A 23,713-nucleotide genomic window follows, 5' to 3' on the forward strand; every position below is an offset into this window, starting at 1 on the left:
CATGGCCACCCTCGCCTGCAAGAACTTCTTCAACGGCCGCTGGGAAACCGGTGTGACGACCGGCATCAGCACCAACCCGTCCGACCTCGACGAGGTCGTGGCGGAGTACGCCCGTGCCGATCGCAACCAGACCGACCTGGCCATCCGTGCCGCGGCCGATGCCGGCCCCGCCTGGGCCTTCAGCACACCGCAGCGCCGGGCCGACGCACTCGACACCATCGGCCACGAGCTGCTCGCGCGCCGCGACGAACTCGGCACCCTGCTCGCCCGCGAAGAGGGCAAGACGCTGCCCGAGGCCACGGCCGAAGTGGCCCGCGCCGGGCAGATCTTCAAGTTCTTCGCCGGCGAGGCGCTTCGCACGGGCGGCGAGCGCCTGGCCTCGACGCGAGTAGGGGTGGACGTCGAGGTCACCCGCGAGCCGGTGGGCGTCGTGGGCCTGATTGCACCGTGGAACTTCCCGTTCGCCATTCCCGCATGGAAGATCGCGCCGGCCCTGGCCTTCGGCAACAGCGTCGTCTTCAAGCCGGCGGAACTCGTTCCGGCCTGCGGCTGGGCGCTTGCCGAGATCATCAGCCGTGCAGGCCTGCCCGCCGGCGTGTTCAACCTCGTGATGGGCAGCGGTCGCCAGGTGGGCCAGGCGCTGGTGGACAGCCCGCTGGTGCAGGCGATCAGCTTCACCGGCTCGGTGGGCACGGGTCGCCAGATCCTCAAGGACACGGCCGAGCGTGGCACCAAGGTGCAGCTCGAAATGGGCGGCAAGAACCCGCTGGTGGTGCTGGCCGACGCCGACCTGGACCAGGCCGTCGACTGCGCAGTGCAAGGCGCGTTCTTCTCCACCGGCCAGCGGTGCACCGCCTCGAGCCGGCTCATCGTGGAGAACCGCATCCTCGACCGCTTCGTCAGTCGGCTGCGGGAGCGAACCGGCGCACTGAAGGTAGGCCATGCCCTGCAACGCGACACCCAGATCGGCCCGGTGGTCGATGCCCAGCAGCTGCAGCAGAACCTCGAGTACGTGGGCATCGCGCGGGAAGAGGGCGCCGAGCACCTCGTGGGCGGCGAGACGCTCGAGCGCGCCACCCGCGGCCACTTCATGGCGCCGGCGCTGCTGCTGGCCGAACCGCAGCACCGCGTGGCGCGCGAGGAGATCTTCGGGCCGGTCGCCTGCGTGCTGCGGGCGGACAGCTACGAGCATGCGCTCGAGCTGGCGAACGACACGCCCTTCGGCCTGTGTGCTGGCATCTGCACCACCTCGCTCAAGCACGCGACACATTTCAAGCGCCATGCGCAAGTGGGGATGACGATGGTCAACCTGCCCACCGCCGGCGTCGACCATCACGTGCCGTTTGGCGGACGCAAGGCGTCCAGCCACGGGTCGCGCGAGCAGGGCCGCTACGCGGCCGAGTTCTACACCACCGTGAAGACGGCCTACACCCAGGCCTGATCCGGAACCCGTTCCACCCACGCCACAGGAGAGTTGCCACACCACCCCGTTCGACACTGCGGCGACAGACCGCAGGCACCCACGACATTTGCGAGGATCCCCATGAAATTCCACAGACGCACCCTGTTCGCGGCGCTTGCCGCCGCTTCGCTGACGACGGCCTGGCCGCTGCGCGCCCTGGCCCAGAAGAAGATCGTGCTTGGCTTCAGCCAGATCGGCGCCGAAAGCGAATGGCGAACCGCCAACACCGAGTCCATCAAGTCGGCCGCGCGCGAGGCCGGCATCGAGCTCAAGTTCTCGGACGCGCAGCAGAAGCAGGAGAACCAGATCAAGGCGATCCGCTCCTTCATCGCGCAGCGGGTTGACGTCATCGCCTTCTCGCCGGTCGTGGAATCGGGATGGGACACCGTGCTGCGCGAGGCAAAGGCCGCCAAGATCCCGGTCATCCTGACGGACCGCGCGGTGGACAGCAAGGACACCTCCCTCTACGTCACCTTCATGGGCTCCGACTTCGTCGAAGAAGGGCGCAAGGCCGGCCGCTGGCTGGTGGAGAAGGTCAAGGGCAAGGCGGGCGAGGTGAACGTGGTCGAGCTGCAGGGCACGGTGGGTTCGGCACCGGCCATCGACCGCAAGAAGGGCTTCGAGGAAGCCATCAAGGTGGAGCCGCGCATCAAGATCATCCGCTCGCAGACCGGTGACTTCACCCGGGCCAAGGGCAAGGAGGTGATGGAGGCCTTCCTGAAGGCGGAGGGTCGCAAGATCAATGTGCTCTACGCGCACAACGACGACATGGCGATCGGTGCGATCCAGGCGATCGAGGAGGCCGGCATGGCGCCGTCCAAGGACATCACCATCATCTCGATCGACGCCGTGAAGGGCGCCTTCGAAGCGATGATGGCCGGCAAGCTCGACGTGACGGTGGAGTGCAGTCCGCTGCTGGGCCCGCAGCTCATGAGCGCGGTGAAGGACCTGAAGGCCGGCAAGAGCCTGCCCAAGCGGATCATCACCGAGGAGACCATCTTCCCCATGGAAGTGGCCACCCGCGAGTTCCCCAAGCGCAAGTACTGACCGGGAGGAGTCGCGATGAACTTCATATCCTCCCGCCGCGCGGCCGTGGCCGCGCTGGCCGTCGCGCTCGGTACGGCGGCCCTGCCCACGTTCGCCCAGGACAAGGGCACGATCGGCGTGTCGATGCCCACCAAGTCGTCCGCCCGCTGGATCGCCGACGGCGACAGCATGGTGCGGGCCCTCAAGGAGAAGGGCTACAAGGCCGACCTGCAGTACGCCGACGACGACATCCCGAACCAGCTCGCCCAGGTGGAGAACATGATCACCAAGGGCGTGAAGGTGCTGGTGATCGCCGCCATCGACGGCACGACCCTCTCCAACGCCCTGCAGAAGGCCGCCGACCGCGGCATCAAGGTCGTCTCGTACGACCGGCTCATCCGCGGCTCGAAGCATGTCGACTACTACGCCACCTTCGACAACTTCCAGGTCGGCGTGCTGCAGGCCGGCTACATCGAGCAGGCCCTGGACCTGAAGAACAAGAAGGGACCGTTCCACATCGAGCTCTTCGGCGGCTCACCGGACGACAACAACGCCTTCTTCTTCTACGACGGCGCCATGTCGGTGCTGCAGCCCTACATCGAGAGCGGCAAGCTGATCGTCGGCAGCAAGCAGGTGGGCATGCAGAAGGTGTCGACGCTGCGCTGGGATGGCGCGGTGGCGCAGGCGCGGATGGACAACATCCTCAGCGCCTACTACACCAAGGGCCGTGTCGACGCCGTGCTCTCGCCCTATGACGGCCTGAGCATCGGCATCCTCTCGTCGCTCAAGGGCGTGGGCTATGGCACGCCGCAGCAGCCGTTCCCGGTGGTCACCGGCCAGGATGCCGAAGTGGCGTCCGTCAAGTCGATGCTGCGCGGCGAGCAGCGGGCCACCGTGTTCAAGGACACGCGCGAGCTCGCCAAGGTCGCCGCCAACATGGTCGACGCGATGCTGACGGGCAAGACCGTGCCGGTCAACGACACGAAGACCTACAACAACGGCGTGAAAGTGGTGCCGTCGTACCTGCTCAAACCGGTGAGCGTCGACGCCGCCAACTACAAGCAGGTGCTGGTGGGCAGCGGCTACTACACCGAAGCCCAGCTGCGCTGACCGGCGCGCCAAAGCGCCCCTCGCCCCGCCTGCGCTGCCCGGATCCCGGGCCGCGCAGGTCGGCGGCATCCCGTCCGGAGCCCCATCCGCATGACCGAAGCCCTGCTCGAGATGCGCGACATCCGCAAGACCTTCCCCGGCGTCAAGGCGCTCGACGGGGTGGACCTGCGCGTGCGACCCGGCGAGATCCACGCGGTGGTCGGTGAGAACGGGGCCGGCAAGTCGACCTTGATGAAGGTGCTGAGCGGCGTGTACCCGAGCGGCAGCTTCAGCGGCAGCATCCGGTTCGAGGGGCGCGACTGCCGGTTCCGCGACATCGCCGACAGCGAGGCCCTAGGCATCATCATCATCCACCAGGAACTCGCCCTGGTGCCGCTGCTGTCCATTGCCGAGAACATCTTCCTCGGCAATGAACAACAGCGCCTGGGCGTCATCGACGCCGAGGCCACGTTCACCCGCACCCAGGCGCTGCTGCGGCAGGTGGGGCTGGACCAGTCGCCCGCCACGCCCGTCACGCAGCTGGGCGTCGGGCAGCAGCAACTGGTGGAGATCGCCAAGGCCCTGTCAAAGGACGTGCGCCTGCTCATCCTCGACGAGCCGACCGCGAGCCTGAATGAAAGCGACAGCGATGCGCTGCTGGCCTTGCTGCTCGGCCTGAAGGCGCGCGGCATTGCCTGCATCCTCATCTCCCACAAGCTCAACGAGATCGCCAAGGTGGCCGACGCCATCACCGTGCTCCGCGACGGGCGCACCGTCGACCACTTCGATTGCGCGAGCGGCCCGCCGGCCGAGGACCGGGTGATCCGCAGCATGGTCGGCCGCGAGATGGCCGAGCGCTATCCCTCCCTGCCGCGACAGGCCGGCGACATCATCTTCGAGGTCCGTGACTGGCACGTGTTCCATCCGGTGCATGCCGATCGGCCGGTGGTGCGCGGCGTGGACTTCCATGCCCGCCGTGGCGAGATCGTCGGCATCGCCGGCCTGATGGGTGCCGGCCGCACCGAGTTCGCGATGAGCGTGTTCGGCCGCTCCTATGGCCAGCGCATCTCGGGCGAGGTGCGCGTCAAGGGCCGGCCGGCGGATGTGTCGACGGTGCGGCGCGCCATCGACCACGGCCTCGCCTATGTGACGGAGGACCGCAAGGGCCTGGGCCTCGTGCTCGAGGAGCCCGTGCGGGAGAACGTGAGCCTGGCCAACCTGGAAAGCGTGTCGCGGCGGGGCGTGCTCGACGCGGCGCGTGAACACCAGGTGGCCGAGGGCTACCGCCAGAGCCTGCGCATCCGCTGTGCCAGCGTGATGCAGAAGGTGGTGAACCTGTCGGGTGGCAACCAGCAGAAGGTGGTGCTCGGCAAGTGGCTGTTCACCTCGCCCGAAGTGCTCATCCTCGACGAGCCCACCCGCGGCATCGACGTCGGGGCGAAGTTCGAGATCTACACCCTCATCGCGCAGCTGGCTGCCGAAGGCCGGGCCATCGTGATGATCTCGTCCGAGATGCCCGAGCTGCTCGGCATGTGCGACCGCATCTGCGTCATGAACGAAGGCCGGTTCGTCGGCGAGTTCGCGGCGGCCGAGGCGACCCAGGAAAAGATCATGCGGTCCATCGTGGCCGCGTCCCACTGACCGCGCCGCATCCGCGCATCACTGCCTGCACCCATGGACCACGCCGTGCCCACCCCCTCCAACGCGCCCACCGCCGTGGCGGCGCCCCGTTCGCATGCCGGCTTCCTGAAGCACAACTTCCGCGAGTACGGCATGTTCGTCTCGCTGCTGGTGATCATGGCCTTCTTCCAGGTCGTGACCGACGGCACGCTCATGAGGCCGCTCAACCTCACCAACCTGATCCTGCAGAACAGCTACATCGTCATCATGGCGCTCGGCATGCTGCTGGTGATCGTCGCAGGCCACATCGACCTGTCGGTCGGCTCGGTGGTCGGCTTCGTGGGCGCGTTGGCCGCGGTGCTGATGGTCGAGTATCAATTGAACTTCCTGCTGGCGATCGCGCTCTGCCTGCTGGCGGGCGCCGCGATCGGTGCCAGCCAGGGCGTGTTCGTCGCCTACTTCCGGATCCCCTCGTTCATCGTGACCCTGGCCGGCATGCTGGTCTTCAAGGGCCTCACGCTGGCCTTGCTGCAAGGACAGTCGGTCGGCCCCTTCCCGGAAGCCTTCCAGCGCATCAGCTCGGGCTTCCTGCCCGACCCGTTCGAGGGCGGCGGTACGCGGCTGCTCTCGCTCGGCCTGACGGTCGCGGCTGCGGCGGCGTGGGTCGGCTTCAAGCTGCGCGGCCGTGCGCGCCAGGCCCGTCATGGCATGGACACCGAGCCGTACGCCTTCTTCCTGGCCCGCACCCTCGTCTTCGCCGGCCTGATGGTGACGATGGGCTGGCTGCTCTCGTCGTACCGCGGGCTGCCCAACGTGCTGATCGTGATGGCGGTGCTGATGCTGGCCTATGACTTCATCACCAGCCGCACCACCCTGGGCCGCCGCGTCTATGCGCTCGGCGGCAATGAAAAAGCGGCGCGCCTCTCCGGCATCGACACCCGCCGCCTGTCCTTCCTCACCTTCGTCAACATGGGCGTGCTCGCCGCGCTGGCGGGCCTGGTCTTCGCGGCGCGGCTGAACACCGCGACGCCCAAGGCCGGCGTGGGATTCGAGCTCGACGTGATCGCGGCCTGCTTCATCGGGGGCGCCTCCGCGTCCGGGGGCGTCGGCAAGGTGCTCGGTGCCGTCATCGGTGCCTTCGTGATGGGGGTGATGAACAACGGCATGTCGATCCTCGGCATCGGGATCGACTACCAGCAGGTCATCAAGGGGTTGGTCCTCTTGGCGGCAGTGTTCGTCGATGTGTACAACAAGAACAAATGAAACCGCATCCAATGCCCATGGCCGGCCCGCTGCTCGCGATGTCGGGCATCCACAAGCAGTTCTTCGGCGTGCCCGTGCTCGAGGACGTCGCGCTGCGCCTGTTCCCCGGCGAGGTGCACGCGCTGATGGGGCAGAACGGGGCGGGCAAGTCCACCCTCATCAAGGTGCTCACGGGGGTCTACCCGGTGGACACCGGCAGCCTCGTACTCGACGGCGCGCCCGTGCGGCCGACGTCGCCCCTGCAGGCGCAGGCGCTCGGCATCAGCACGGTCTACCAGGAGGTGAACCTCTGCCCCAACCTGTCGGTGGCCGAGAACATCTTTGCCGGGCGCTACCCCCGCCTCGGCCCGCTCGGTGCGTGGCGGATCGACTGGGCCGGCATGAACCGCCGTGCGCGCGAGCTGTTGGCGCGCCTTCATCTCGACATCGACGTCACGCGCACGCTGTCGGCGTATCCGGTGGCGGTGCAGCAGATGATTGCCATCGCGCGTGCCTTGTCGATCAACGCGCGCGTGCTCATTCTCGACGAACCGACCTCCAGCCTCGACGCCAGCGAGGTGCAGCAGCTTTTCAGCGTGCTGCGCCGGCTGCGTGACGAGGGCCTGGCCATCCTGTTCGTCACCCACTTCCTGGAGCAGGTGTATGCGCTGTGCGACCGCATCACCGTGCTCCGCAACGGGCGCCTGGTGGGCGAACACCTCGCCAGCGAGCTCGGGCCCAAGGCCCTGATCGCCGCCATGGTGGGCCGGGAACTGGCGGAGGCTGCCAACGCCACACCCCTTGCGACCGCCACGCGGGACGCCGTGCCGGTGCTCCAGGCGCGCGGCCTCGCGCAGCGTGGGCAGCTGCAGCCGATCGACCTCGAGGTGCACGCGGGCGAGGTGGTCGGACTCGGCGGCCTGCTCGGCTCCGGCCGCACGGAACTCGCGCGCCTGCTGTTCGGCCTCGCGACGCCCGATGCGGGCAGCCTGCACATCCGGGGCCAGGCCGCCCTGCTGGGCGCCCCGGCCGATGCCGTGCGCCATGGGCTGGCGCTCTGCCCGGAGGACCGCAAGACCGATGGCATCGTCGCCGAACTGTCGGTGCGGGAGAACATCATGCTGGCCTTGCAGGCGCGCACCGGCCTGCGTCGGGTGCTGGGCGACGCCGCGCAGCGCGCGCTGGCCGAGCGGTACGTGCGTGCGCTGGGCATCAAGACGGCCGACGTCGACACGCCGATCGGCCTGCTCTCCGGCGGCAACCAGCAGAAGGCGCTCATTGCGCGCTGGCTGGCGACGTCGCCTTCGCTGCTCATCCTCGACGAGCCCACCCGCGGCATCGACGTCGCCGCCAAGCAGGAAATCATGGACGAAATCCTTCGCCTGGCCGAGGGCGGCATGGCGGTGCTCTTCATCTCGTCCGAGATGGCCGAGGTGGTCCGGGTGTCCCACCGCATCGTGGTGCTGCGCGACCGCGCCAAGGTGGGCGAACTGCCCGCGGGCAGCAGCGAGCAGGCGGTGTACGAGCTGATCGCCGAGCCGTCTGCGGACGCGCACGCGATGGAGGCCGCGGCATGAACACGCTGCTCCGGCACCGGCTCGCCTGGCCCGTCGTCACGCTCGTGTTGCTGCTGGCGGTGAACGCGGCGTTCAACCCGCAGTTCCTGCACATCAGCTGGCGCGACGGCCACCTCTACGGCAGCCTGGTCGACATCCTCAACCGCGCCGCGCCGCTTGCGCTCGTGTCGATCGGCATGACGCTCGTGATCGCCACCCGCGGCATCGACATCTCCGTGGGCGCGGTCGTCGCCATCGCGGCGGCCATTGCCGCGTGGATGATCGGCGGCACGCTGGTGGTGACCGACGGCGTCGCCAGCCATGTGAGCCGCTTCCCCATGCCCGTGGCCATCGCCGGCGCGCTGGGCGTGGCCCTGCTGTGCGGGCTGTGGAACGGCGTGCTGGTGGCCAAGGTCGGCATGCAGCCCATCATCGCGACGCTCATCCTGATGGTGGCCGGCCGGGGCATCGCCCAGCTCATCACCAACGGCCAGATCGTCACCATCTACTACCCGCCGTACTTCTTCCTCGGCAGCGGCTACCTGCTGGGTCTGCCGTTCTCGGTGTTCATCGTGGCGGCGGTGTTCGCCGTCGTGTCGCTCACGATGTCGCGCACGGCCCTCGGGCTCTTCATCCAGGCGGTGGGCATCAATCCGTCGGCGGCGCGTGTGGCCGGCGTGAAGGCGCGCGGCCTCACCGTCTGCGTGTACGCCTTCTGCGGTCTGTGTGCCGGCGTGGCCGGCCTGCTGGTCAGCTCCAACGTGAAGAGCGCCGACGGCAACAACGCCGGCCAGCTGATGGAGCTCGACGCCATCCTGGCCGTCACCCTCGGCGGCACGCTGTTGACGGGTGGCCGCTTCAGCCTGGCCGGCAGCGTCCTCGGTGCGCTCATCATCCAGACGCTCACCTACGCCATCTACTCGCTGGGCGTGCCGCCCGAGGTGAACCTGGTGGTGAAGGCGGTGGTGGTGTTCGCGGTGATGCTGCTGCAGTCGGCCGAGTTCCGGCAGGCGGTTCGTGCGATGGCGGTGCGCCCGCCCCTGGGAGCCCGTCCATGAGCGCCACACCCACCCCGGGAACGCTCGCCCCGGCGCTGCAGGCGCCGGCCTGGCAGCCTGCGTCGGCCCGTTGGCGCCTCGATCGCAAGTACCTGCCGCTCAGCATCACCGTCACGCTGTTCCTGGCGATGGCCGGCGCGGGCTCGGTGGCCTACACCGGCTTCTTCTCGAGCCAGGTCTTTCTGAACCTGCTGATCGACAACGCCTTCCTGTGCATCGTCGCCGTGGGCATGACCTTCGTGATCCTTTCCGGCGGCATCGACCTGTCGGTCGGTTCGGTGATCGCGCTCACCACCATGGTGTCCGCGGCGCTGGTCGAGAAGCAGCAGTGGCCTCCGGCGGTGGTGATTCCGCTGGTGCTGGCCCTCGGCACGGCGTTCGGCGCCTTCCAGGGCTTCCTGATCGAGCGCTTCCGGCTGCAGCCCTTCCTCGTGACGCTCGCGGGCATGTTCCTCGCCCGTGGCCTGTGCTACCTGATCAGCATCGACTCCATCAGCATCACCCATCCGACCTACGCCGAATGGTCCCAGTGGCGGCTGCCCGTGTGGGGCGAGGCCTCGTTGTCGGCGGGCGCGCTGATCGCCATCGCCGTCGTGCTGCTGGCCGTCTTCATCGCCCATGCCACGCCGTTCGGGCGTGCGGTCTATGCCGTGGGCGGCAACGAACACTCGGCCGTGTTGATGGGACTGCCGGTCCGCTCCACCCTGATCGGCGTGTACACGCTCAGCGGCTTCTGCTCGGCGCTGGCCGGGGTGGTGTTCACGCTCTACATGCTGTCGGGCTACGGGCTGCATGCCGTCGGCCTGGAGCTCGACGCCATTGCAGCCGTGGTCATCGGCGGCACGCTGTTGACCGGCGGCGTCGGCTTTGTCGCGGGCACGCTCTTCGGCGTGCTGATCCTCGGCATCATCCAGACGCTCATCATGTTCGACGGCAGCCTGAGCTCCTGGTGGACCCGCATCGTCATCGGGGGTCTGCTCTTCGTGTTCTGCCTGCTGCAGCGCGTCTTCGAAACGGAGCGGGGCCGATGAGCGGGCTCATCGGCATCGACTGGGGCACCACCCACCGACGGGCCTGTCTGCTGGACGCGGACGGCGCGCTGCAGGACGAGCGCGCTGACGACCAGGGCATGCTCGCGGCGGCAGGGCGCCATGCCGAGGCCTTCGAGACGCTGTTGAGCGGCTGGCCGCGGCATGTGCCCGTCGTCATGTCCGGCATGGTCGGCGCGGCCTCGGGGTGGCAGGAGGTGCCCTACCTCGATGCGGGCACGCCGCTATCGGAACTGGGCCGTCACCTGGTGCCCCTGCGCGCCGCCCCGGCGGGTCGCCGCGTGGTCATCGTCCCCGGCCTCCGTTGGCGAGGGCCCGGCGGCGAGGTCGACGTCATGCGGGGTGAAGAAACCCAGCTCCTCGGTGCCTTGGCGCTCGGCGCGCCGGACGGCTGGTTCGTGCTGCCCGGCACCCACAGCAAGTGGGTTCTGATGGACGGGGGCGTGGCGGTGCGCTGGCGCACGCACATGACCGGGGAGCTCTTCGCGCTGCTGGGTCGGCACGGCACATTGGCGGCGTTCGAGGGCGACGTGGCCGTGCCGGACGCCTTCGCGGACGGCCTGCGCGCCGCGGCGCAAGGCGCCCTCACGCACACGCTGTTCGGCTGCCGTGCGAGGGTCGTGGCCGGCGACATGCCGCCCGCTCACGCGCGTTCGTACCTGTCGGGCGTCCTGATCGGCACCGAGTGGCTCGACACGCCGACCCGTCCGCAGCAGGTCCACCTGATCGCCTCAGCTGCGCTCGCGGGCCCCTACGAAACGGCGGCCCGGCATCTCGGCGTGGCGACCGTGGTGCACCCCCCCCGTGAGGTGCACCTCGCCGCCTTGCGCTACTTGTTGGAGGCCATGACATGGTGATCGACCTGAACCAGTTCCAACCCCCGCTGGTGGCCATCCTGCGCGGCCTGGCGCCGGAGCACGCGCGGGCGGTCGCGCTCGTGCTCTTCGAGGCGGGATTCCGGATTCTCGAGGTGCCGCTCAATCGGCGCGGTGCCCTGTACTGCATCGAGGCCATCCGACGCGTGGCTCCGAGCGACGCCCTGATCGGCGGCGGCACCATGCTCAGCACGCGCGACGTCGACGACGTCCACGACGCCGGCGGGCAACTCATGGTCGCCCCCCACTGCGACGCCGATGTGATGCGACGTGCCGCCGAGCGCGGAATGGTCGTCGTGCCCGGCGTGGCCACGCCGACCGAGGCCTTCAACGCGCTGCGCTGGCGGGCCAGCGCGCTCAAGGTCTTTCCGGCCGACATGGTCGGCCAGGCGGGATTGCGGGCGTTCAAGTCGGTGCTGCCGTCGGGGACGCACCTGTGGCCCGTGGGCGGCGTCGCGCCCGAGGACATCGCGCCCTGGGTGGCCGCGGGCGCCACCGGGTTCGGGATCGGCAGCCAGTTGTTCACGCCGGAGTTGGCGCTGGGCGAGGTCGCGGGACGGGCTGAGCGGTTCCTTGCTGCCTGGGCCGCGACCACGCAAGCCGAAGCGCCCACCCGCTGACGCGTGACGTCAGGCGTGGCGGTGTCCCCTGCGCGCGCAGATGCGCGGCAGGCGCAACTCGAACCGCGTCACGACGTTGTCCGAGCTCACGGCCACCGAGCCGCCGTGCGCGTCGGCGATCTCCCGGACGACATACAGACCGAGACCGAGGTTCGCGCCCGCCACGGGTGAGTCGGCACCCCAGTCTTCGTCCGCGCCGCGAACCAGTGGGTCGAACAGCGTGCCGAGCAGTCGCTCCGGGATGGCCCGACCGGTGTTCTCGACGGCAATGACCACCTCGTGCTCGGCGGCGCCGTCCAGTCGGACGCGGACGGGTGCATTCGCCTGCCCGTACTTCAAGGCGTTGAACACGAGGTTGGACAGCGCCTGATGCAGGCGGCGCGCATCCCACTCGCCCTGCATGTCGCCCGCAACCTCCAGTTCCAGACCGCGCCCTGCGCTGATGGCGGCGATCTCGTCCAGGGTTTCGCGGGCAAAGCGATCGAGCGCCAGGTTTCCCGGTTCGATCGCGAGTCCCGAGCCCAGGCGATGCCGCGTGTATTCGACCAGGTCGTCGAGCAGGGCCTTCATCTGCGCAACGCTGCGCAGGACCATGGCGGGCCGTTTCGAATCGGCCGGCTGGTTGCGCAGGTCGAGCGTGGCGCAACTGGCGATCGTGCTCAGGGGCCCGCGCAAGTCATGGCCCAGCATGCCGAGGAAGAGATCGCGGGCGCGGTCGACCTCCCTGACAAAGACCTGCAGCGACTCGGCGATGGCCTGGTCGACCGCCTCGTTGAAGCGGGTGAGGTCTTCCAGGTCCTCCACCTGGACGCTGCTCGAGTGTGCGCTCCACAGCCGAAGCACGGTGGCCCGCAGCGCGCGGTACTCGGCCACGAGCTGCTCCATCTCGAAGCCCTGGCGCTCTCGTTGCCGGGCATGGCTGCGCGACGGCACATCGTGGGCGAGCGAGGCGGTGGCACTGAGCCCTTCGGACTTCGCCTGCCGCTCGTCGTCGGCCTGGGGCCGTTGCATGTCGGTGGCGATCTCCTGGAGGATGAGCCGGCCATGATCAAGGAGCGCCGTTTCGTCGAGATTGGCGGCTGCCGGCAACTGCGCCCCGGCAAAGCTCACCCAGTCCACCAGGATGGCGTCGAGGTGGGCAAGGATGAAGTGGGAGAGGCGCATCCCGCATTCTGAGGCCTGCCGACGTCGCCGCCTGCATCGGCGTCGACACGGTGGCGGAGCCGGCTTCGTCGTGCGCAACCGGCGCAGGGCTTCCAGGGGCACATGGCGAACGGCCTGCCAGCGCAGATCGACGCGGCGAAGGACGGCGCCGGGCGTCTTCTCGTCGAATCGTGCAAGGACCGGCGAGTTTCCGGCATGCCGCGTCAGGACACAGGTCGGAACATTCCAGCACGCCAAGGCGCTGTCGGGCTTGCTCGGCCGCTTCGGCGCGGAGGCGCCCCGCCGCGCGCTGCCCCTTTGAACAGAAGGAGAACTTCATGACCTCCACTCATCGCCTGCGCCCGCGCCACCTGGTTGCGAGCGCACTGTTGCTGGCCATCGCCCAGGTCGGCCATGCGCAGACGGCCGACCCTGGCGCCGCACGCGTCCAACGCGGGCTCGAGGTGTTGTCCGGCCTCACGGGTGGAAAGCCCCAGCCGACCTTCGAGGCGATGCGCCGCGACTTCCCGTTCCTCGCCGAGGCCACCGCCGGCTACGCCCTCGGCGACGTCTGGGGTCGGCCGGGGTTGGACCCGCGGACCCGCCAACTGGCGGCGTTGGCCGCATTCGGCGCGCTGGGCCTCCGACCCTTCTTCAAGATCCATGCGGGTTACGCGCTCGACGCCGGCGTCTCCCCCGACGAGCTCAAGGAGGTGGTGTACCTGATCACCGTGCCGGCCGGCTTCCCCCGGGCGATCGAGGCATCGCAGGCGTTGCAGGAGGTGCTGGCCGAGCGGGCAGACGCCGCTGTCGGAGGGGCCCGGTAGCACGGGTTCCTGCACCGGCAGGCAGCCTGGCGGGCACCCGCTGCTGTCCGGTCGCTGACCGGCAAGCGGCAGGCGCGGTGCTTCCCCGGGCGCCCGCCGAAATGGGCACGACGATTGCCTCGCGCAGCACACCGCAACGCCCGGTCCGTGACGTGATCCTCCGTGTCCCGCTCCAACTTCCTGCCCTCCCGCTGGGGCGGCGTGCGCCTGAGCGCCGGGGCCGGGGGGCTTGGCATGGGGCGGCCCTGGCCTTGCTGGTGACCGGTGCCGCTCAGGCCCAGACCCAGGCGCAGAACGACGCTCTGCCGGCGTTCGAGAAGCTCGACTCCATGGAGGCCCGCGTGCAGGGCTGTGTCACCTGCCATGGCCAGAGCGGGCAGGGCACGAGCAACGGCTACTTTCCCCGCATTGCCGGCAAGCCGGCTGGCTACCTGTTCAACCAGCTCGTGGCTTTCCGCGACGGCACTCGCAAGTACCCGCCGATGAACTACCTGGTGGCCTACCTGCCCGACGCCTACCTGCGCGAGATGGCGGAACACTTTGCCAAACAGCGGCCCCCGTTTGCCGCACAGGAGCCGGTGCAGGCCGATGCGCCCACGCTGGCCCGCGGCCAGGCGCTGGTCACGCAGGGCGATCGGGGCAAGGGCATCCCGGCCTGCGTGGCCTGTCACGGCGCTGGCTTGACCGGCATGGACCCGGGCATTCCCGGCCTCGTCGGCTTGAGGGCCACCTACATCGCCGCCCAGCTCACGCGCTGGCGAGTGGGCGAGCGCCACGCCGCCGAGCCGGACTGCATGAAGCGCATCGCCAACCGCCTGACGGACACCGACATCACGGCCGTCTCGGCCTGGTTAGCCCGCCAGGCCGCACCGCTCGACCCGTCACCCGAATCGTCCAACCTCGTGCGCATGCCCTTCGCATGCGGCAGCCAGCGATGAGCAACCTGCAGAAGGCAATGCGCATCGCGCTGGTGCTGCTGATGCTGGCGGTGGTCGTCGGCGTGGCCGTGTTCGTGCTGTATCCGCGCCTGCTGTCCCAGCGCATGCCGGACGCGGTGGAGGGCGCCGTGGCGTCGCCCAACGCCACCACGCAGCTCATCACGCGGGGCGAATACCTGGCCCGCGCGGGCGACTGTGTCGCCTGCCACACCACACCCGGCGGCAAGGTGTTTGCGGGCGGGCGACCCATGCCCACGCCGTTCGGCAACATCTACGTTCCCAACATCACCCCCGACGAGGAGACCGGCATCGGTCAATGGACCGCCGACGAGTTCTACCGGATGATGCACACCGGCATCTCGCGCGACGGCAAGCTGCTGTACCCGGCGATGCCGTTCGCCTCGTACACGAAGGTCACCCGGGACGACTCGGATGCCATCTACGCCTACCTGATGTCCGTGCCGCCGGTGCGCCAGCCCAATCGCGCGCACGAACTTCGCTTCCCCTACAACCAGCGCGAACTGCTGGTCGGCTGGCGGGCGCTGTACTTCAAGGAAGGCGAGTACCAGCCGGACCCCGACCAGTCGGCGCAATGGAACCGCGGCGCCTACCTGGTGCAGGGGCTGGGGCACTGCGCGATGTGCCACACCGCGGTGAACGCGCTCGGCGGCTCCAGCGAATCCAAGGCGTTCGAAGGCGGGATGATTCCGAACCAGAACTGGTACGCGCCGTCGCTCACCTCCAACCGGGAAGCGGGCCTCGGCAACTGGAGCATCCGGGAGATCACCGACCTGCTGCAGGTCGGCGTGTCGCACCGCGGCACGGTGTACGGCCCCATGGCCGAGGTCGTCTACAACAGCCTGCAGTACCTGACCGACGAGGACGTCGAGGCCATGGCCGTGTACCTCAAGGCCCTGCCTCAGCGTGACGCCGAGCCGCCGCCGACCAGCCAGGCGCGCCTCGTTGAACCGGCGGTGATGGAACTCGGCAGGCGCGTATACGACAAGCAGTGCGCCATGTGCCACGGCGCCGAGGGCAAGGGGGCGCCACCCGACCATCCGCCGCTGGCCGGCAACCAGTCCATCACCATGGCGTCACCGGTGAACTCCATCCGCATGGTGCTCAATGGTGGCTACCCGCCGGGCACCATGAAGAACCCGCGCCCGCATGGCATGCCGCCGTTCAGTCACATCCTGAACGACGAGGAGGTGGCGGCCGTCGTCACCTACATCCGCGTGGCGTGGGGCAACAGTGGCGCGCCGGTCACGCCCGCCCAGGCCAACGACCTGCGCCGGCTGCTGCCTGAATGAGGACCGACCATGGCTGAACCCCCGCGCCCACTCACACTTCGGTCGCCCGAGGCCGACGCCACCGACGCCGAAGTCGACGCCATCGTCGAGCGCGGGCCGGCCGGCACCTTCGCCGTCGCGGGCGTGGCCACGACCATCGTGGTGGCCATCTACGTGGCCTTCTATTTCTTCGCCTACCTGCCTCGGGGGGCCGTGCAATGAGCGTGCATGACGCGGCGGGTGCTGCGCATCGCAGCGAGGCGGTGGCGGTGGCCGCCGAACGCCGATGGGCGTGGATCGTCGCGGCCATCATCGCCGTGCTGGTGCTGATGATGGTGGTGACGGGCCTGCACTGGTCGGCCATGCCGCCGTCGCGGGTCGAGACCATCGACGTCAACACCGTTCACCTGAAAGGCGAGTTCGTCGAGTCCAACCTCGGCACCACGCTCGGCCCGGAGGGGCGCGTCACGGTGCGCCTGATTGCCCAGCAGTACTCCTTCGTGCCGCAGTGCATCGTGGTGCCGGCGGAAATGCCGGTGACCTTCCGCGGCACGGCGACCGATGCCATCCACGGCTTCGTGGTCGGCACGACCAACGCCAACACGATGCTGGTGCCCGGTTTCGTGGCCACCTTCACCACCACCTTCACCAAGACCGGCGAGCAGCTCATGCCCTGCCATGAGTACTGCGGCACCGGCCACGAAGCCATGTGGGCGCGCGTGCAGGTGCTGCCGCCGGAAGAGTTCCTCGCCAAGGCGCGCGGGGGAGAAAGGCTCAGCTGTGTTGCGCGCTAGGTCGCTCGTGCTGGCCCACTTCTGGGTCGCGTTCGCCGCCTTCCTCGGCGCCATCGTGCTGGGCGAATGGCAGATGTTCGTGCGCAGCCCGCTCGCAGCCTGGGTCAACAACCCCGAGCACTACTACCGCTCGGTCACCGCCCACGGCACCGTCATGGCCTACGTGTTGCCGACGCTGGTGGCCATGGGGTTCGGCTACGCCATCACCGAGCTGGCGCTCAAGCGCCCGCTGATCGGCCTCAAGTGGGCATGGATCGGCTTCTGGCTGGTGGTGCTCGGCACCGCCATGGCCGCAGTCACCATGGCCGCCGGCCGTGCATCGGTGCTCTACACCTTCTACCCGCCGATGGTGGGCAGCCCGTTCTACTACCTGGGCGTGGTGCTGGTGGTGGTGGGGTCATGGGTGTGGGTGGCGCTGATGTCCATCAACCTGCGCGCCTGGAAGCGCGAGCACCCGGGTGCCTCCGTGCCGCTCGCGATGTTCGGCAACGTCGCGGGCGCCTACCTGTGGGCCTGGACGTCCGTGGGTGCGGCCGTCGAGATCCTGGTGCTCATCCTGCCCGCCTCGCTCGGCCTCACCGACACCATCAACGCCGGCCTGGCCCGCGTGCTCTTCTCCTGGACCCTGCATGCCATCGTGTACTTCTGGCTGATGCCGGCCTACATCGCCTTCTACACGATCGTGCCGCGGGCCATCGGGGGCCGGCTCTACAGCGACACCATGGGCCGCGTGGCCTTCGTGCTCTTCCTGGTGTTTTCCATGCCGATCGGCATCCACCACCTCTTCGCCGACCCGCAGGTAGGCGCCGGCTTCAAGTTCGTGCATGCGGTGATGACCGCCATGGTGTCGGTGCCGACCTTGCTGACGGTGTTCACCATCGTGGCGTCGGTGGAGATCGCGGCGCGTCTGCGCGGTGGTCGCGGCCTGTTCGGCTGGGTGAAGGCGCTGCCGTGGGACAACCCGATGATGCTGGCGGTCACCTTCTCCTTCATCATGCTCGGCTTCGGCGGCGCCGGCGGCATCATCAACATGAGCTACCAGCTCAACGAGACGGTGCACAACACCCAGTGGGTGACCGGGCACTTCCACCTCATCTTCGCCGGCGCCATCGTCATCATGTACTTCATGATCGCCTACGAGCTGTGGCCGCAGCTGACCGGCTGCGGCCGCTTGCCCCAGGGCCTGATGAGGCTCCAGCTGTGGCTGTGGTTCGTGGGCATGATGGTGCTGTCGATGCCGTGGCACCTGGTGGGCCTGCTCGGCATGCCACGCCGCATGGCCTACTACGACTACACCCATCCCGACATCCAGCCACAGGCCTGGACGGTGATCGCGTCCACCCTCGGCGGGCTGCTGCTTGTCATCTCCGCCTTCGTGCTCGTCTACATCCTGGCGCGCGCGCACCGCGGACCGCGCGCCACGGCCGAGCCCTTCACCTTCAGCGTGGCGGCGCACCCGGGCGGGCGCACGCCGGTGGCCCTCAACGGCTTCGCGCTGTGGGTCGCCATGATGATCGGGCTCACCCTGGTGAACTACGGCTTTCCCATCGCCCAGCTGGCGGTGCTCAAGGAAGCCTCGGTGCCGGTGATTCCGATCGGGAGCCGATGATGGACGAGCCCGGCGTCTTCTCCTGGCAGAACCCCTGGTTCCGCTGGAGCGTGAGCGCGCTGGCGGTGATGACCGTCGCCAGCATGCTCGTCGGGTTCGTGTGGCTGCCGTCGGTGCATCCCGACTTCACCGCCCGCGGCCTCTGGGAAAGCCTGTGCCGCGCGGCCGGCGTGCCGTCGTCATGGGCCGACCAGACGCCGGCGGGCGAGCGGGGCGAGCGCTCCACGGCGGTCGTCCTCGACCGCGAGATGGCGCGTGCGGGCGCGAGGGACGCGGTGGGACGAGGCGCCACGCTCGCGCTCAACTGCACCATGTGCCACGGCGCGCAGGGACAAAGCGCCTCCAACGCGCCCAACCTGGCCGGCCAGTACCCCGAGGTGGTGATCAAGCAGCTGCTCGACTACAAGGCCGGTGTGCGGGCCAATGCCGTCATGGAGGCCCTGGCCCGCTCGATGTCCGAGCGCGACATCCGCGACCTGGCCGCCTACTACGCCTCGCTGCCCAAGGCCCGCACGGCGCCCACCACCTACGACGAAACGCTGCCGGCCCTCGTGCGCGTCGGCGACCCGCTGCGCAACATCGCGCCGTGCATCTCGTGCCACGGCGGGGTCGACCAGAAGCTCGGCGCGCCGTGGCTCGAAGGCATGCCGCGCGACTACCTGGTGGCTCAGCTCAAGGCCTTCGCGGCCGGGGAGCGCCGCAACGACCCGCACGGCCAGATGCGCGCCGTGGTGCGCCTCATGACCGCCGAGGAGATCGAGGAGGTCTCGACCTTCTACGCGCGCAAAGGGTCGGCGCTGCGGCACTGAGCGCCCAGTGCCATGCCGCAGGCAACGCCTGGTCGGATTGACCCGACCGATCCGAATTCAAGGTAGCGTGTACACCAGCACGCTGTTCTCTGAGGTCAGCGCGAGCCGCCCTGCGTCGAGCATGACGAGGCCACGTGGCGCGTTGATGAGCGGATTCATGCCCGTCACCAGCGAGCCGATGCTTGCCACCCCGAGCACAGTACTCACGTCCCCCGAGGTCGACACTTTCCGGACGGTGTGGTTGCCGAAGTCCGCCGCATAGAGCTGACCGTCGGGAGCAACATCGATGCCCCAGAGGAAACGGAACCGGGCATCCTGACCCTTGCCATCACGGTGACCCTGGGCTTGGCAATCCCCTGCCAGTGTCTCGACGGACCGGTCGCGCCCCACACGGCGGACGCAACTGCTCTGGGCGAGGATCAGTCGCCCAGCGGCATCCATGGCGATACCCTTCGGGAAAGTAAGCCGGGCGACTGCGACCGGGCCGTCGGCGTTCCCCTGTTCATCTGAGACGCCGACCCAGGTACTGACTTGGCCCGTGGGGGTCACCTTGCGCACCGTGTGGGAATCGGTCACGTACAGATTGCCGTCAGCGTCGAGCACGAGGTCGCTCGGAGCGACGAACCGGGCGGCGTCACCCTGGCCGTCGTCTGTGCCGCGCACGTGCGGCCGGCCGGCAAGCACCGTTACCGTGCCGTCGCGTGCGACGCGTCGAATTACGCTGGCCAAGAAGTCGGCCACGTAGATGGTGCCGTCAGGTGCGGCTCTCACTCCCTCCAGCAATGACGTTCCCACTGCGACGTTGTAATAGGTTCGAGTCTGACCCGTAGGGGCAATCTCGCGGAGCGCACCCGCGACGGCGAAGAGGTTTCCGCTTGCGTCGCGAGCCAGGCCGAGCGGCTGCCGGAACCGCGCGTCCTCGCCGCTGCCGTCCTCATAGCCCGAATGTGGAGCACGACCGGCCAGCGTCGTGACCTCGCCCGCCGGTGTAACGCGCCGGACGTTGAAGTTGAGGCCATCCGCCACAAGCAGTGCGCCCTGGGCGTCGACGGACATGCCTGTGGGCGAACTAAAGCGTGCGGCCATGCCGATGCCGTCGTCGGGCCCCAACACGTCTGCATTGCCGGCGAGCGTCGAGATCGCTCCGTCGGGATGGATCACACGGATGGCGTGTTGGTCCGACACGTACAGCTCACCATGGAGTCCTGCCGTCAGCCCTGTCGGCCGTTTCAGGCGCGCTCGTTCGCGGCTGCCGTCGACTACGGCGGCGTCTGCCTGCTGGCCGGCCACGGTTGCCACGAGGCCGGCTGACGAGATGCGCTTGACCACCGCATTGCCCACGTCGGCGACGTACAAGGAGCCCTCGGCATCGGCCGCGAGTGCGTCCGGGTCGCGGAAGAGTGCAGTCTCGACAGTTCCTTCGGCGCTGCCTGCGGTGTCGAAGTTGCCTGCATACGTGGTCACAGTGCCATCCGGCGTGATCTTGCGGATCGCATGGCTCCCACCCTCCGTGACGAACAGGTTGCCGTCGGCGCCCCGGACAATGTGCCGCGGGTGCACGAATACGGCAGAAGCACCCTGGCCATTGCGTCGTGGGCTTGGAAGCGCCGTCGGCGGCGCACCGGCGAAGGTGGTTACTGTGCCGTCCACTGCGACGCGGCGGATGATGTGGTTGCCGGCATCTACGACGAAGAGTTCACCCGACGGCGTCGCAGAGATGCCGCCCAGGGGGGAGAAGCGCGCCTCGTTTCCCGGACCGTCGGCGCGGCCGCAATCGGTCAACGAGCCGGCCCACGTGCGCACCATGCCAGTCGGATCAATCCGCCGGACCGCGCATGCGCTGGTCACGTATACGTTGCCCTGGGCATCAGTGGCCGTCGCGCGTGTCACGTCGAACCGGGCGTCCATGCCCGGACCATCTGCCACGCCCGCGCCGCCCGGCCGACCCGCCAGAACCGATAGTCTCCTCGGCGTATCCGCGACCACGCGCAGGGTCGCCACTCGCGTCGTGGCCGAGACCCCTTCCCGCGTGGCGCGAACCCGGTATTGGCGAGAGTCAGCGGCGGTAGATGCGGCCGCCAGCACCAAGGTGGGCCGCTGCTCTCCCGAAAGGTCCAACCATGTGGCGCCAGCGTCGCGGCTCTCCTGCCATTGCAACGCCGTGCGTGAGGATGGTACGGATGCCGAGAAATACGGAACGCCGCCGGCGGTCACCACGATGTCCGTCGGCTCCGTATCGAAGACGGGAACGCGCGGGTCGGGCCGAACGGTCAGGCGCGCGTTCCGAGTGACCACCGTCGCGACCGTGTTGCGCACGACCGCGCGGAGAAGCAAGCCGTCTTGGTCGATGGTGACTGGTAGCTGGAGCCCGTCCTGAGCCCCTGCGTCGATGGAAGTCCACAATGCACCGTCCCGACTGGATTGCCACTGGACGGTGAGCGCGCTGCCCGCCACGGCCAATTGGAACCGCGCAGCGGCCCCGGCGGTGGCCACAGTGTCTGCCGGCTGTAGCAGTACCGCCGGCGCCATTGCGCTCACCGTCAGGCGCACAGGCGCACTGATGACTTCGCCTTGAGGTCCCGTGGCGGTAACGCGAACCTGGGCACCATCCATGGAAAGGGACACCCACAGGTCTATCGTCGAACCAAGGCCGGCGTATGCCCAGCTTCGACCGTCGCTGCTGACCTCCCAACGGTACGCGTCGGCGCCGGGGGCCACGGCAGTGAAGCGGGCATTGCTGCCATCCACGGCCTGCTGGTCCGTCGGCTGCACGCTGAAGGCGAGCGCCGGCCGAGGGAGCGGTTGGGAAGTCGAAGCGTCGCCGCCCGCGCCGCCGCCCCCACCTCCGCCGCAGCCGGACACGATGAACACAAAGACGAGCAGCCACGCTGCCAGACGAATGGACATGTTGGAACCCCTCCCAGGTGGACCGGACGGCCGCCGCGTCGGATGCGCGATTGCGGCCCGTCGGCCGGTGTCAGAAGCGGCCCAGTGTAGCGAGACGGGGCGAATTCGATCTCCAGACGCTCAAGCACTGGATGGCATCAACCAAGGCCTTGTTCACCGAAAGGGCCGGGAAGTGCGGAGCTGTGGCGTGTACACAGTGGTCGCTCGCGCCGCGCGATGAGTCAGGCGTTGATGGCAAGGGATGCTCATGCCGGCTTGACGCGCCGCGCTCATCGCGCCGTCGGCATGGCGAACTCCGCGCCCCGATCGGTGGCCTCCGGCCAGCGCTGCATGACCGACTTCTGCCGGGTGTAGAAGCGCACGCCTTCCTCGCCGTAGGCGTGCATGTCGCCGAACAGGCTGCGCTTCCAGCCGCCGAAACCATGCCAGGCCATCGGCACCGGGATGGGCACGTTGATGCCCACCATGCCCACCTCGATGCGCCGCGCGAACTCGCGCGCCACATGGCCGTCGCGGGTGTAGCAGGCCACGCCGTTGCCGAACTCGTGGGCATTGACGAGGCGCACCGCCTCGGCGAAGTCCGGCACGCGCACGCACGACAGCACGGGGCCGAAGATCTCCTCGCGGTAGATGCGCATGTCCGGCGTCACATGGTCGAACAGGCTGCCGCCGGTGAAGAAGCCGGCCTCGTGCCCCGGCACTGTCAGGCCGCGGCCGTCCACCACCAGCGAGGCGCCTTCCTCCACGCCGAGCGCCACGTAGCCCTCGATGCGCTCCAGCGCCTCGCGCGTCACGATGGGACCCATCTCCACCTCGGGCTGCATGCCGTTGCCCACCTTGAGCGCGCGCACCCGTTCGGCCAGGCGCGGCATGAGCCGGTCGCCCACATCGCCCACCAGCACGGCCACGCTGATGGCCATGCAGCGCTCGCCCGCGGAGCCGTATGCCGCGCCGATGAGCGCGTCGACGGCCTGTTCCAGGTCCGCATCGGGCATCACGACCAGGTGGTTCTTCGCGCCGCCCAGCGCCTGCACCCGCTTGCCGAACCGGGCGGCCTGCGAATGGATGTGATGGGCGACCGGGGTGGAGCCGACGAAGCTCACCGCCTTGACGTCGGGATGCTCGAGCAGCGCGTCCACCGCCACCCGGTCGCCGTGGACGACGTTGAAGACGCCGGCCGGCAGGCCGGCCTCCTCCAACAGCTGGGCCATGAAGACGGCGGCCGAGGGGTCGCGCTCGCTGGGCTTGAGCACGAAGGTGTTGCCCGTCGCCAAGGCCACCGGGAACATCCAGCAGGGCACCATGCAGGGGAAGTTGAAGGGGGTGATGCCGGCCACCACGCCGAGCGGCTGGCGCAGGGTCCAGTTGTCGATGCCGGTGCTGACCTGGTCGGTGAAGTCGCCCTTGAGCAGCTGCGGAATGCCGCAGGCGAACTCGATGATGTCGATGCCCCGCGCCACTTCGCCTTGGGCGTCGCTGAAGACCTTGCCGTGCTCTGCGGTGATGATGGCAGCCAGGGTGTCGCGGTGCCGGTTCATCAGCTGCAGGAACTGGTTCAGCACGCGGGCGCGGCGGATGGGCGGGGTGTCGGCCCAGGCGGGGAAGGCGGCGCGCGCGGCGGCCACCGCGGCCGCCACCTCGTCGGCACTGGCGAGCGCCACCTGCCGGGCCTGCGCGCCGGTGGCCGGGTTGAACACCGCCTGCAGGCGACCCCCCGTGCCCTGCACGGCGCGGCCCCCGATGTGATGGAGCACCGTGTCGCTGGAATCGAAGGCGGGCGTGGTCATGGTCGTGTCCCCG

At 69.0% G+C, this 23,713-nt stretch carries 20 protein-coding genes; 17 read left to right on the top strand and 3 right to left on the bottom strand.

Features of this window, described 5'->3' with window-relative positions; all coding sequences use genetic code 11:
• The first annotated feature begins 1 nt into the window (after position 1).
• The 10 genes from ACSQ2F_RS20525 to ACSQ2F_RS20570 all read left to right on the top strand — a co-directional run bounded on the left by ACSQ2F_RS20525 (position 2) and on the right by ACSQ2F_RS20570 (position 11,597).
• Positions 2-1,441, top strand: coding sequence for an aldehyde dehydrogenase family protein (locus tag ACSQ2F_RS20525; RefSeq protein ID WP_436026094.1), 1,440 nt, complete (start codon positions 2-4; stop codon positions 1,439-1,441).
• A gap of 102 nt (positions 1,442-1,543) precedes the next feature.
• On the top strand, positions 1,544-2,509 hold the full coding sequence (locus ACSQ2F_RS20530; RefSeq protein ID WP_436026095.1) for an ABC transporter substrate-binding protein: 966 nt from the start codon (positions 1,544-1,546) through the stop codon (positions 2,507-2,509).
• 15 nt (positions 2,510-2,524) lie between these two features.
• On the top strand, positions 2,525-3,598 hold the full coding sequence (chvE, locus tag ACSQ2F_RS20535) for a multiple monosaccharide ABC transporter substrate-binding protein (RefSeq protein ID WP_436026096.1): 1,074 nt from the start codon (positions 2,525-2,527) through the stop codon (positions 3,596-3,598).
• Positions 3,599-3,688: 90 nt separating this feature from the next.
• Positions 3,689-5,218 (top strand): multiple monosaccharide ABC transporter ATP-binding protein, encoded by a 1,530-nt coding sequence (gene mmsA, locus ACSQ2F_RS20540; protein ID WP_436026097.1) that lies wholly within the window; start codon positions 3,689-3,691, stop codon positions 5,216-5,218.
• Positions 5,219-5,251: 33 nt separating this feature from the next.
• The gene (gene mmsB, locus ACSQ2F_RS20545; RefSeq protein WP_436026098.1) at positions 5,252-6,460 is read left to right on the top strand and encodes a multiple monosaccharide ABC transporter permease; all 1,209 of its coding nucleotides are present in this window, start codon (positions 5,252-5,254) and stop codon (positions 6,458-6,460) included.
• Complete coding sequence (locus ACSQ2F_RS20550; protein ID WP_436026099.1) at positions 6,457-8,016, top strand: sugar ABC transporter ATP-binding protein; 1,560 nt, start codon at positions 6,457-6,459, stop codon at positions 8,014-8,016. Before mmsB ends, ACSQ2F_RS20550 begins: the two co-directional genes overlap by 4 nt.
• Positions 8,013-9,053: an ABC transporter permease gene (locus ACSQ2F_RS20555; RefSeq protein WP_436026100.1), complete on the top strand. Its 1,041-nt coding sequence runs from the start codon at positions 8,013-8,015 to the stop codon at positions 9,051-9,053. Before ACSQ2F_RS20550 ends, ACSQ2F_RS20555 begins: the two co-directional genes overlap by 4 nt.
• Entirely contained in the window at positions 9,050-10,084 is a 1,035-nt protein-coding gene (gene yjfF, locus ACSQ2F_RS20560) for a galactofuranose ABC transporter, permease protein YjfF (RefSeq protein WP_436026101.1), read from the top strand. The genes ACSQ2F_RS20555 and yjfF overlap by 4 nt, the downstream gene beginning before the upstream one ends.
• Positions 10,081-10,959, top strand: a complete 879-nt coding sequence (locus ACSQ2F_RS20565; protein WP_436026102.1) for a 2-dehydro-3-deoxygalactonokinase — start codon at positions 10,081-10,083, stop codon at positions 10,957-10,959. The genes yjfF and ACSQ2F_RS20565 overlap by 4 nt, the downstream gene beginning before the upstream one ends.
• On the top strand, positions 10,953-11,597 hold the full coding sequence (locus tag ACSQ2F_RS20570) for a 2-dehydro-3-deoxy-6-phosphogalactonate aldolase (RefSeq protein ID WP_436026103.1): 645 nt from the start codon (positions 10,953-10,955) through the stop codon (positions 11,595-11,597). The genes ACSQ2F_RS20565 and ACSQ2F_RS20570 overlap by 7 nt, the downstream gene beginning before the upstream one ends.
• Before the next feature lie 9 nt (positions 11,598-11,606).
• Here ACSQ2F_RS20570 and ACSQ2F_RS20575 read toward each other — a convergent pair whose 3' ends face one another.
• Positions 11,607-12,761, bottom strand: a complete 1,155-nt coding sequence (locus tag ACSQ2F_RS20575; protein ID WP_436026104.1) for an ATP-binding protein — start codon at positions 12,759-12,761, stop codon at positions 11,607-11,609.
• 317 nt (positions 12,762-13,078) lie between these two features.
• Here ACSQ2F_RS20575 and ACSQ2F_RS20580 point away from each other — a divergent pair, with 317 nt between their 5' ends.
• The 7 genes from ACSQ2F_RS20580 (at position 13,079) to ACSQ2F_RS20610 (ending at position 19,006) form a co-directional block, all read left to right on the top strand.
• Entirely contained in the window at positions 13,079-13,567 is a 489-nt protein-coding gene (locus tag ACSQ2F_RS20580; RefSeq protein WP_436026105.1) for a carboxymuconolactone decarboxylase family protein, read from the top strand.
• 329 nt (positions 13,568-13,896) lie between these two features.
• A complete protein-coding gene (locus tag ACSQ2F_RS20585; protein WP_436026895.1) occupies positions 13,897-14,505 on the top strand; it encodes a c-type cytochrome in 609 nt (202 codons plus the stop codon).
• Positions 14,506-14,609: 104 nt separating this feature from the next.
• A complete protein-coding gene (locus ACSQ2F_RS20590) occupies positions 14,610-15,815 on the top strand; it encodes a c-type cytochrome (protein ID WP_436026897.1) in 1,206 nt (401 codons plus the stop codon).
• A gap of 9 nt (positions 15,816-15,824) precedes the next feature.
• A complete protein-coding gene (locus ACSQ2F_RS20595; protein WP_436026106.1) occupies positions 15,825-16,016 on the top strand; it encodes a hypothetical protein in 192 nt (63 codons plus the stop codon).
• Positions 16,013-16,588: a cytochrome C oxidase subunit II gene (locus tag ACSQ2F_RS20600; RefSeq protein WP_436026107.1), complete on the top strand. Its 576-nt coding sequence runs from the start codon at positions 16,013-16,015 to the stop codon at positions 16,586-16,588. The genes ACSQ2F_RS20595 and ACSQ2F_RS20600 overlap by 4 nt, the downstream gene beginning before the upstream one ends.
• A complete protein-coding gene (locus tag ACSQ2F_RS20605; protein WP_436026108.1) occupies positions 16,575-18,197 on the top strand; it encodes a cbb3-type cytochrome c oxidase subunit I in 1,623 nt (540 codons plus the stop codon). The genes ACSQ2F_RS20600 and ACSQ2F_RS20605 overlap by 14 nt, the downstream gene beginning before the upstream one ends.
• Positions 18,197-19,006 carry a c-type cytochrome gene (locus ACSQ2F_RS20610; RefSeq protein ID WP_436026109.1) on the top strand — a complete coding sequence of 270 codons (810 nt, stop codon included), beginning with the start codon at positions 18,197-18,199 and terminating at the stop codon, positions 19,004-19,006. The genes ACSQ2F_RS20605 and ACSQ2F_RS20610 overlap by 1 nt, the downstream gene beginning before the upstream one ends.
• Positions 19,007-19,063: 57 nt before the next feature.
• On the opposite strand, the gene ACSQ2F_RS20615 is transcribed toward ACSQ2F_RS20610, so the two are convergent.
• Complete coding sequence (locus ACSQ2F_RS20615; protein WP_436026110.1) at positions 19,064-21,913, bottom strand: hypothetical protein; 2,850 nt, start codon at positions 21,911-21,913, stop codon at positions 19,064-19,066.
• Positions 21,914-22,182: 269 nt separating this feature from the next.
• Complete coding sequence (locus tag ACSQ2F_RS20620) at positions 22,183-23,700, bottom strand: CoA-acylating methylmalonate-semialdehyde dehydrogenase (RefSeq protein ID WP_436026111.1); 1,518 nt, start codon at positions 23,698-23,700, stop codon at positions 22,183-22,185.
• Positions 23,701-23,713: the final 13 nt, after the last annotated feature.

Origin of the sequence: Rhizobacter sp. LjRoot28 (assembly GCF_964253025.1) — a bacterium.
Classification (GTDB): domain Bacteria; phylum Pseudomonadota; class Gammaproteobacteria; order Burkholderiales; family Burkholderiaceae_C; genus Rhizobacter.

Bases quoted from the DNA above. Each gene is read 5' to 3' on its own strand.
- ACSQ2F_RS20525 (WP_436026094.1), top strand. From the start codon at position 2: ATGGCCACCCTCGCCTGCAAGAACTTCTTCAACGGCCGCTGGGAAACC.
- ACSQ2F_RS20530 (WP_436026095.1), top strand. From the start codon at position 1,544: ATGAAATTCCACAGACGCACCCTGTTCGCGGCGCTTGCCGCCGCTTCG.
- chvE (WP_436026096.1), top strand. From the start codon at position 2,525: ATGAACTTCATATCCTCCCGCCGCGCGGCCGTGGCCGCGCTGGCCGTC.
- mmsA (WP_436026097.1), top strand. From the start codon at position 3,689: ATGACCGAAGCCCTGCTCGAGATGCGCGACATCCGCAAGACCTTCCCC.
- mmsB (WP_436026098.1), top strand. From the start codon at position 5,252: ATGGACCACGCCGTGCCCACCCCCTCCAACGCGCCCACCGCCGTGGCG.
- ACSQ2F_RS20550 (WP_436026099.1), top strand. From the start codon at position 6,457: ATGAAACCGCATCCAATGCCCATGGCCGGCCCGCTGCTCGCGATGTCG.
- ACSQ2F_RS20555 (WP_436026100.1), top strand. From the start codon at position 8,013: ATGAACACGCTGCTCCGGCACCGGCTCGCCTGGCCCGTCGTCACGCTC.
- yjfF (WP_436026101.1), top strand. From the start codon at position 9,050: ATGAGCGCCACACCCACCCCGGGAACGCTCGCCCCGGCGCTGCAGGCG.
- ACSQ2F_RS20565 (WP_436026102.1), top strand. From the start codon at position 10,081: ATGAGCGGGCTCATCGGCATCGACTGGGGCACCACCCACCGACGGGCC.
- ACSQ2F_RS20570 (WP_436026103.1), top strand. From the start codon at position 10,953: ATGGTGATCGACCTGAACCAGTTCCAACCCCCGCTGGTGGCCATCCTG.
- ACSQ2F_RS20575 (WP_436026104.1), bottom strand. From the start codon at position 12,761: ATGCGCCTCTCCCACTTCATCCTTGCCCACCTCGACGCCATCCTGGTG.
- ACSQ2F_RS20580 (WP_436026105.1), top strand. From the start codon at position 13,079: ATGACCTCCACTCATCGCCTGCGCCCGCGCCACCTGGTTGCGAGCGCA.
- ACSQ2F_RS20585 (WP_436026895.1), top strand. From the start codon at position 13,897: ATGGAGGCCCGCGTGCAGGGCTGTGTCACCTGCCATGGCCAGAGCGGG.
- ACSQ2F_RS20590 (WP_436026897.1), top strand. From the start codon at position 14,610: ATGCCGGACGCGGTGGAGGGCGCCGTGGCGTCGCCCAACGCCACCACG.
- ACSQ2F_RS20595 (WP_436026106.1), top strand. From the start codon at position 15,825: ATGGCTGAACCCCCGCGCCCACTCACACTTCGGTCGCCCGAGGCCGAC.
- ACSQ2F_RS20600 (WP_436026107.1), top strand. From the start codon at position 16,013: ATGAGCGTGCATGACGCGGCGGGTGCTGCGCATCGCAGCGAGGCGGTG.
- ACSQ2F_RS20610 (WP_436026109.1), top strand. From the start codon at position 18,197: ATGGACGAGCCCGGCGTCTTCTCCTGGCAGAACCCCTGGTTCCGCTGG.
- ACSQ2F_RS20615 (WP_436026110.1), bottom strand. From the start codon at position 21,913: ATGTCCATTCGTCTGGCAGCGTGGCTGCTCGTCTTTGTGTTCATCGTG.
- ACSQ2F_RS20620 (WP_436026111.1), bottom strand. From the start codon at position 23,700: ATGACCACGCCCGCCTTCGATTCCAGCGACACGGTGCTCCATCACATC.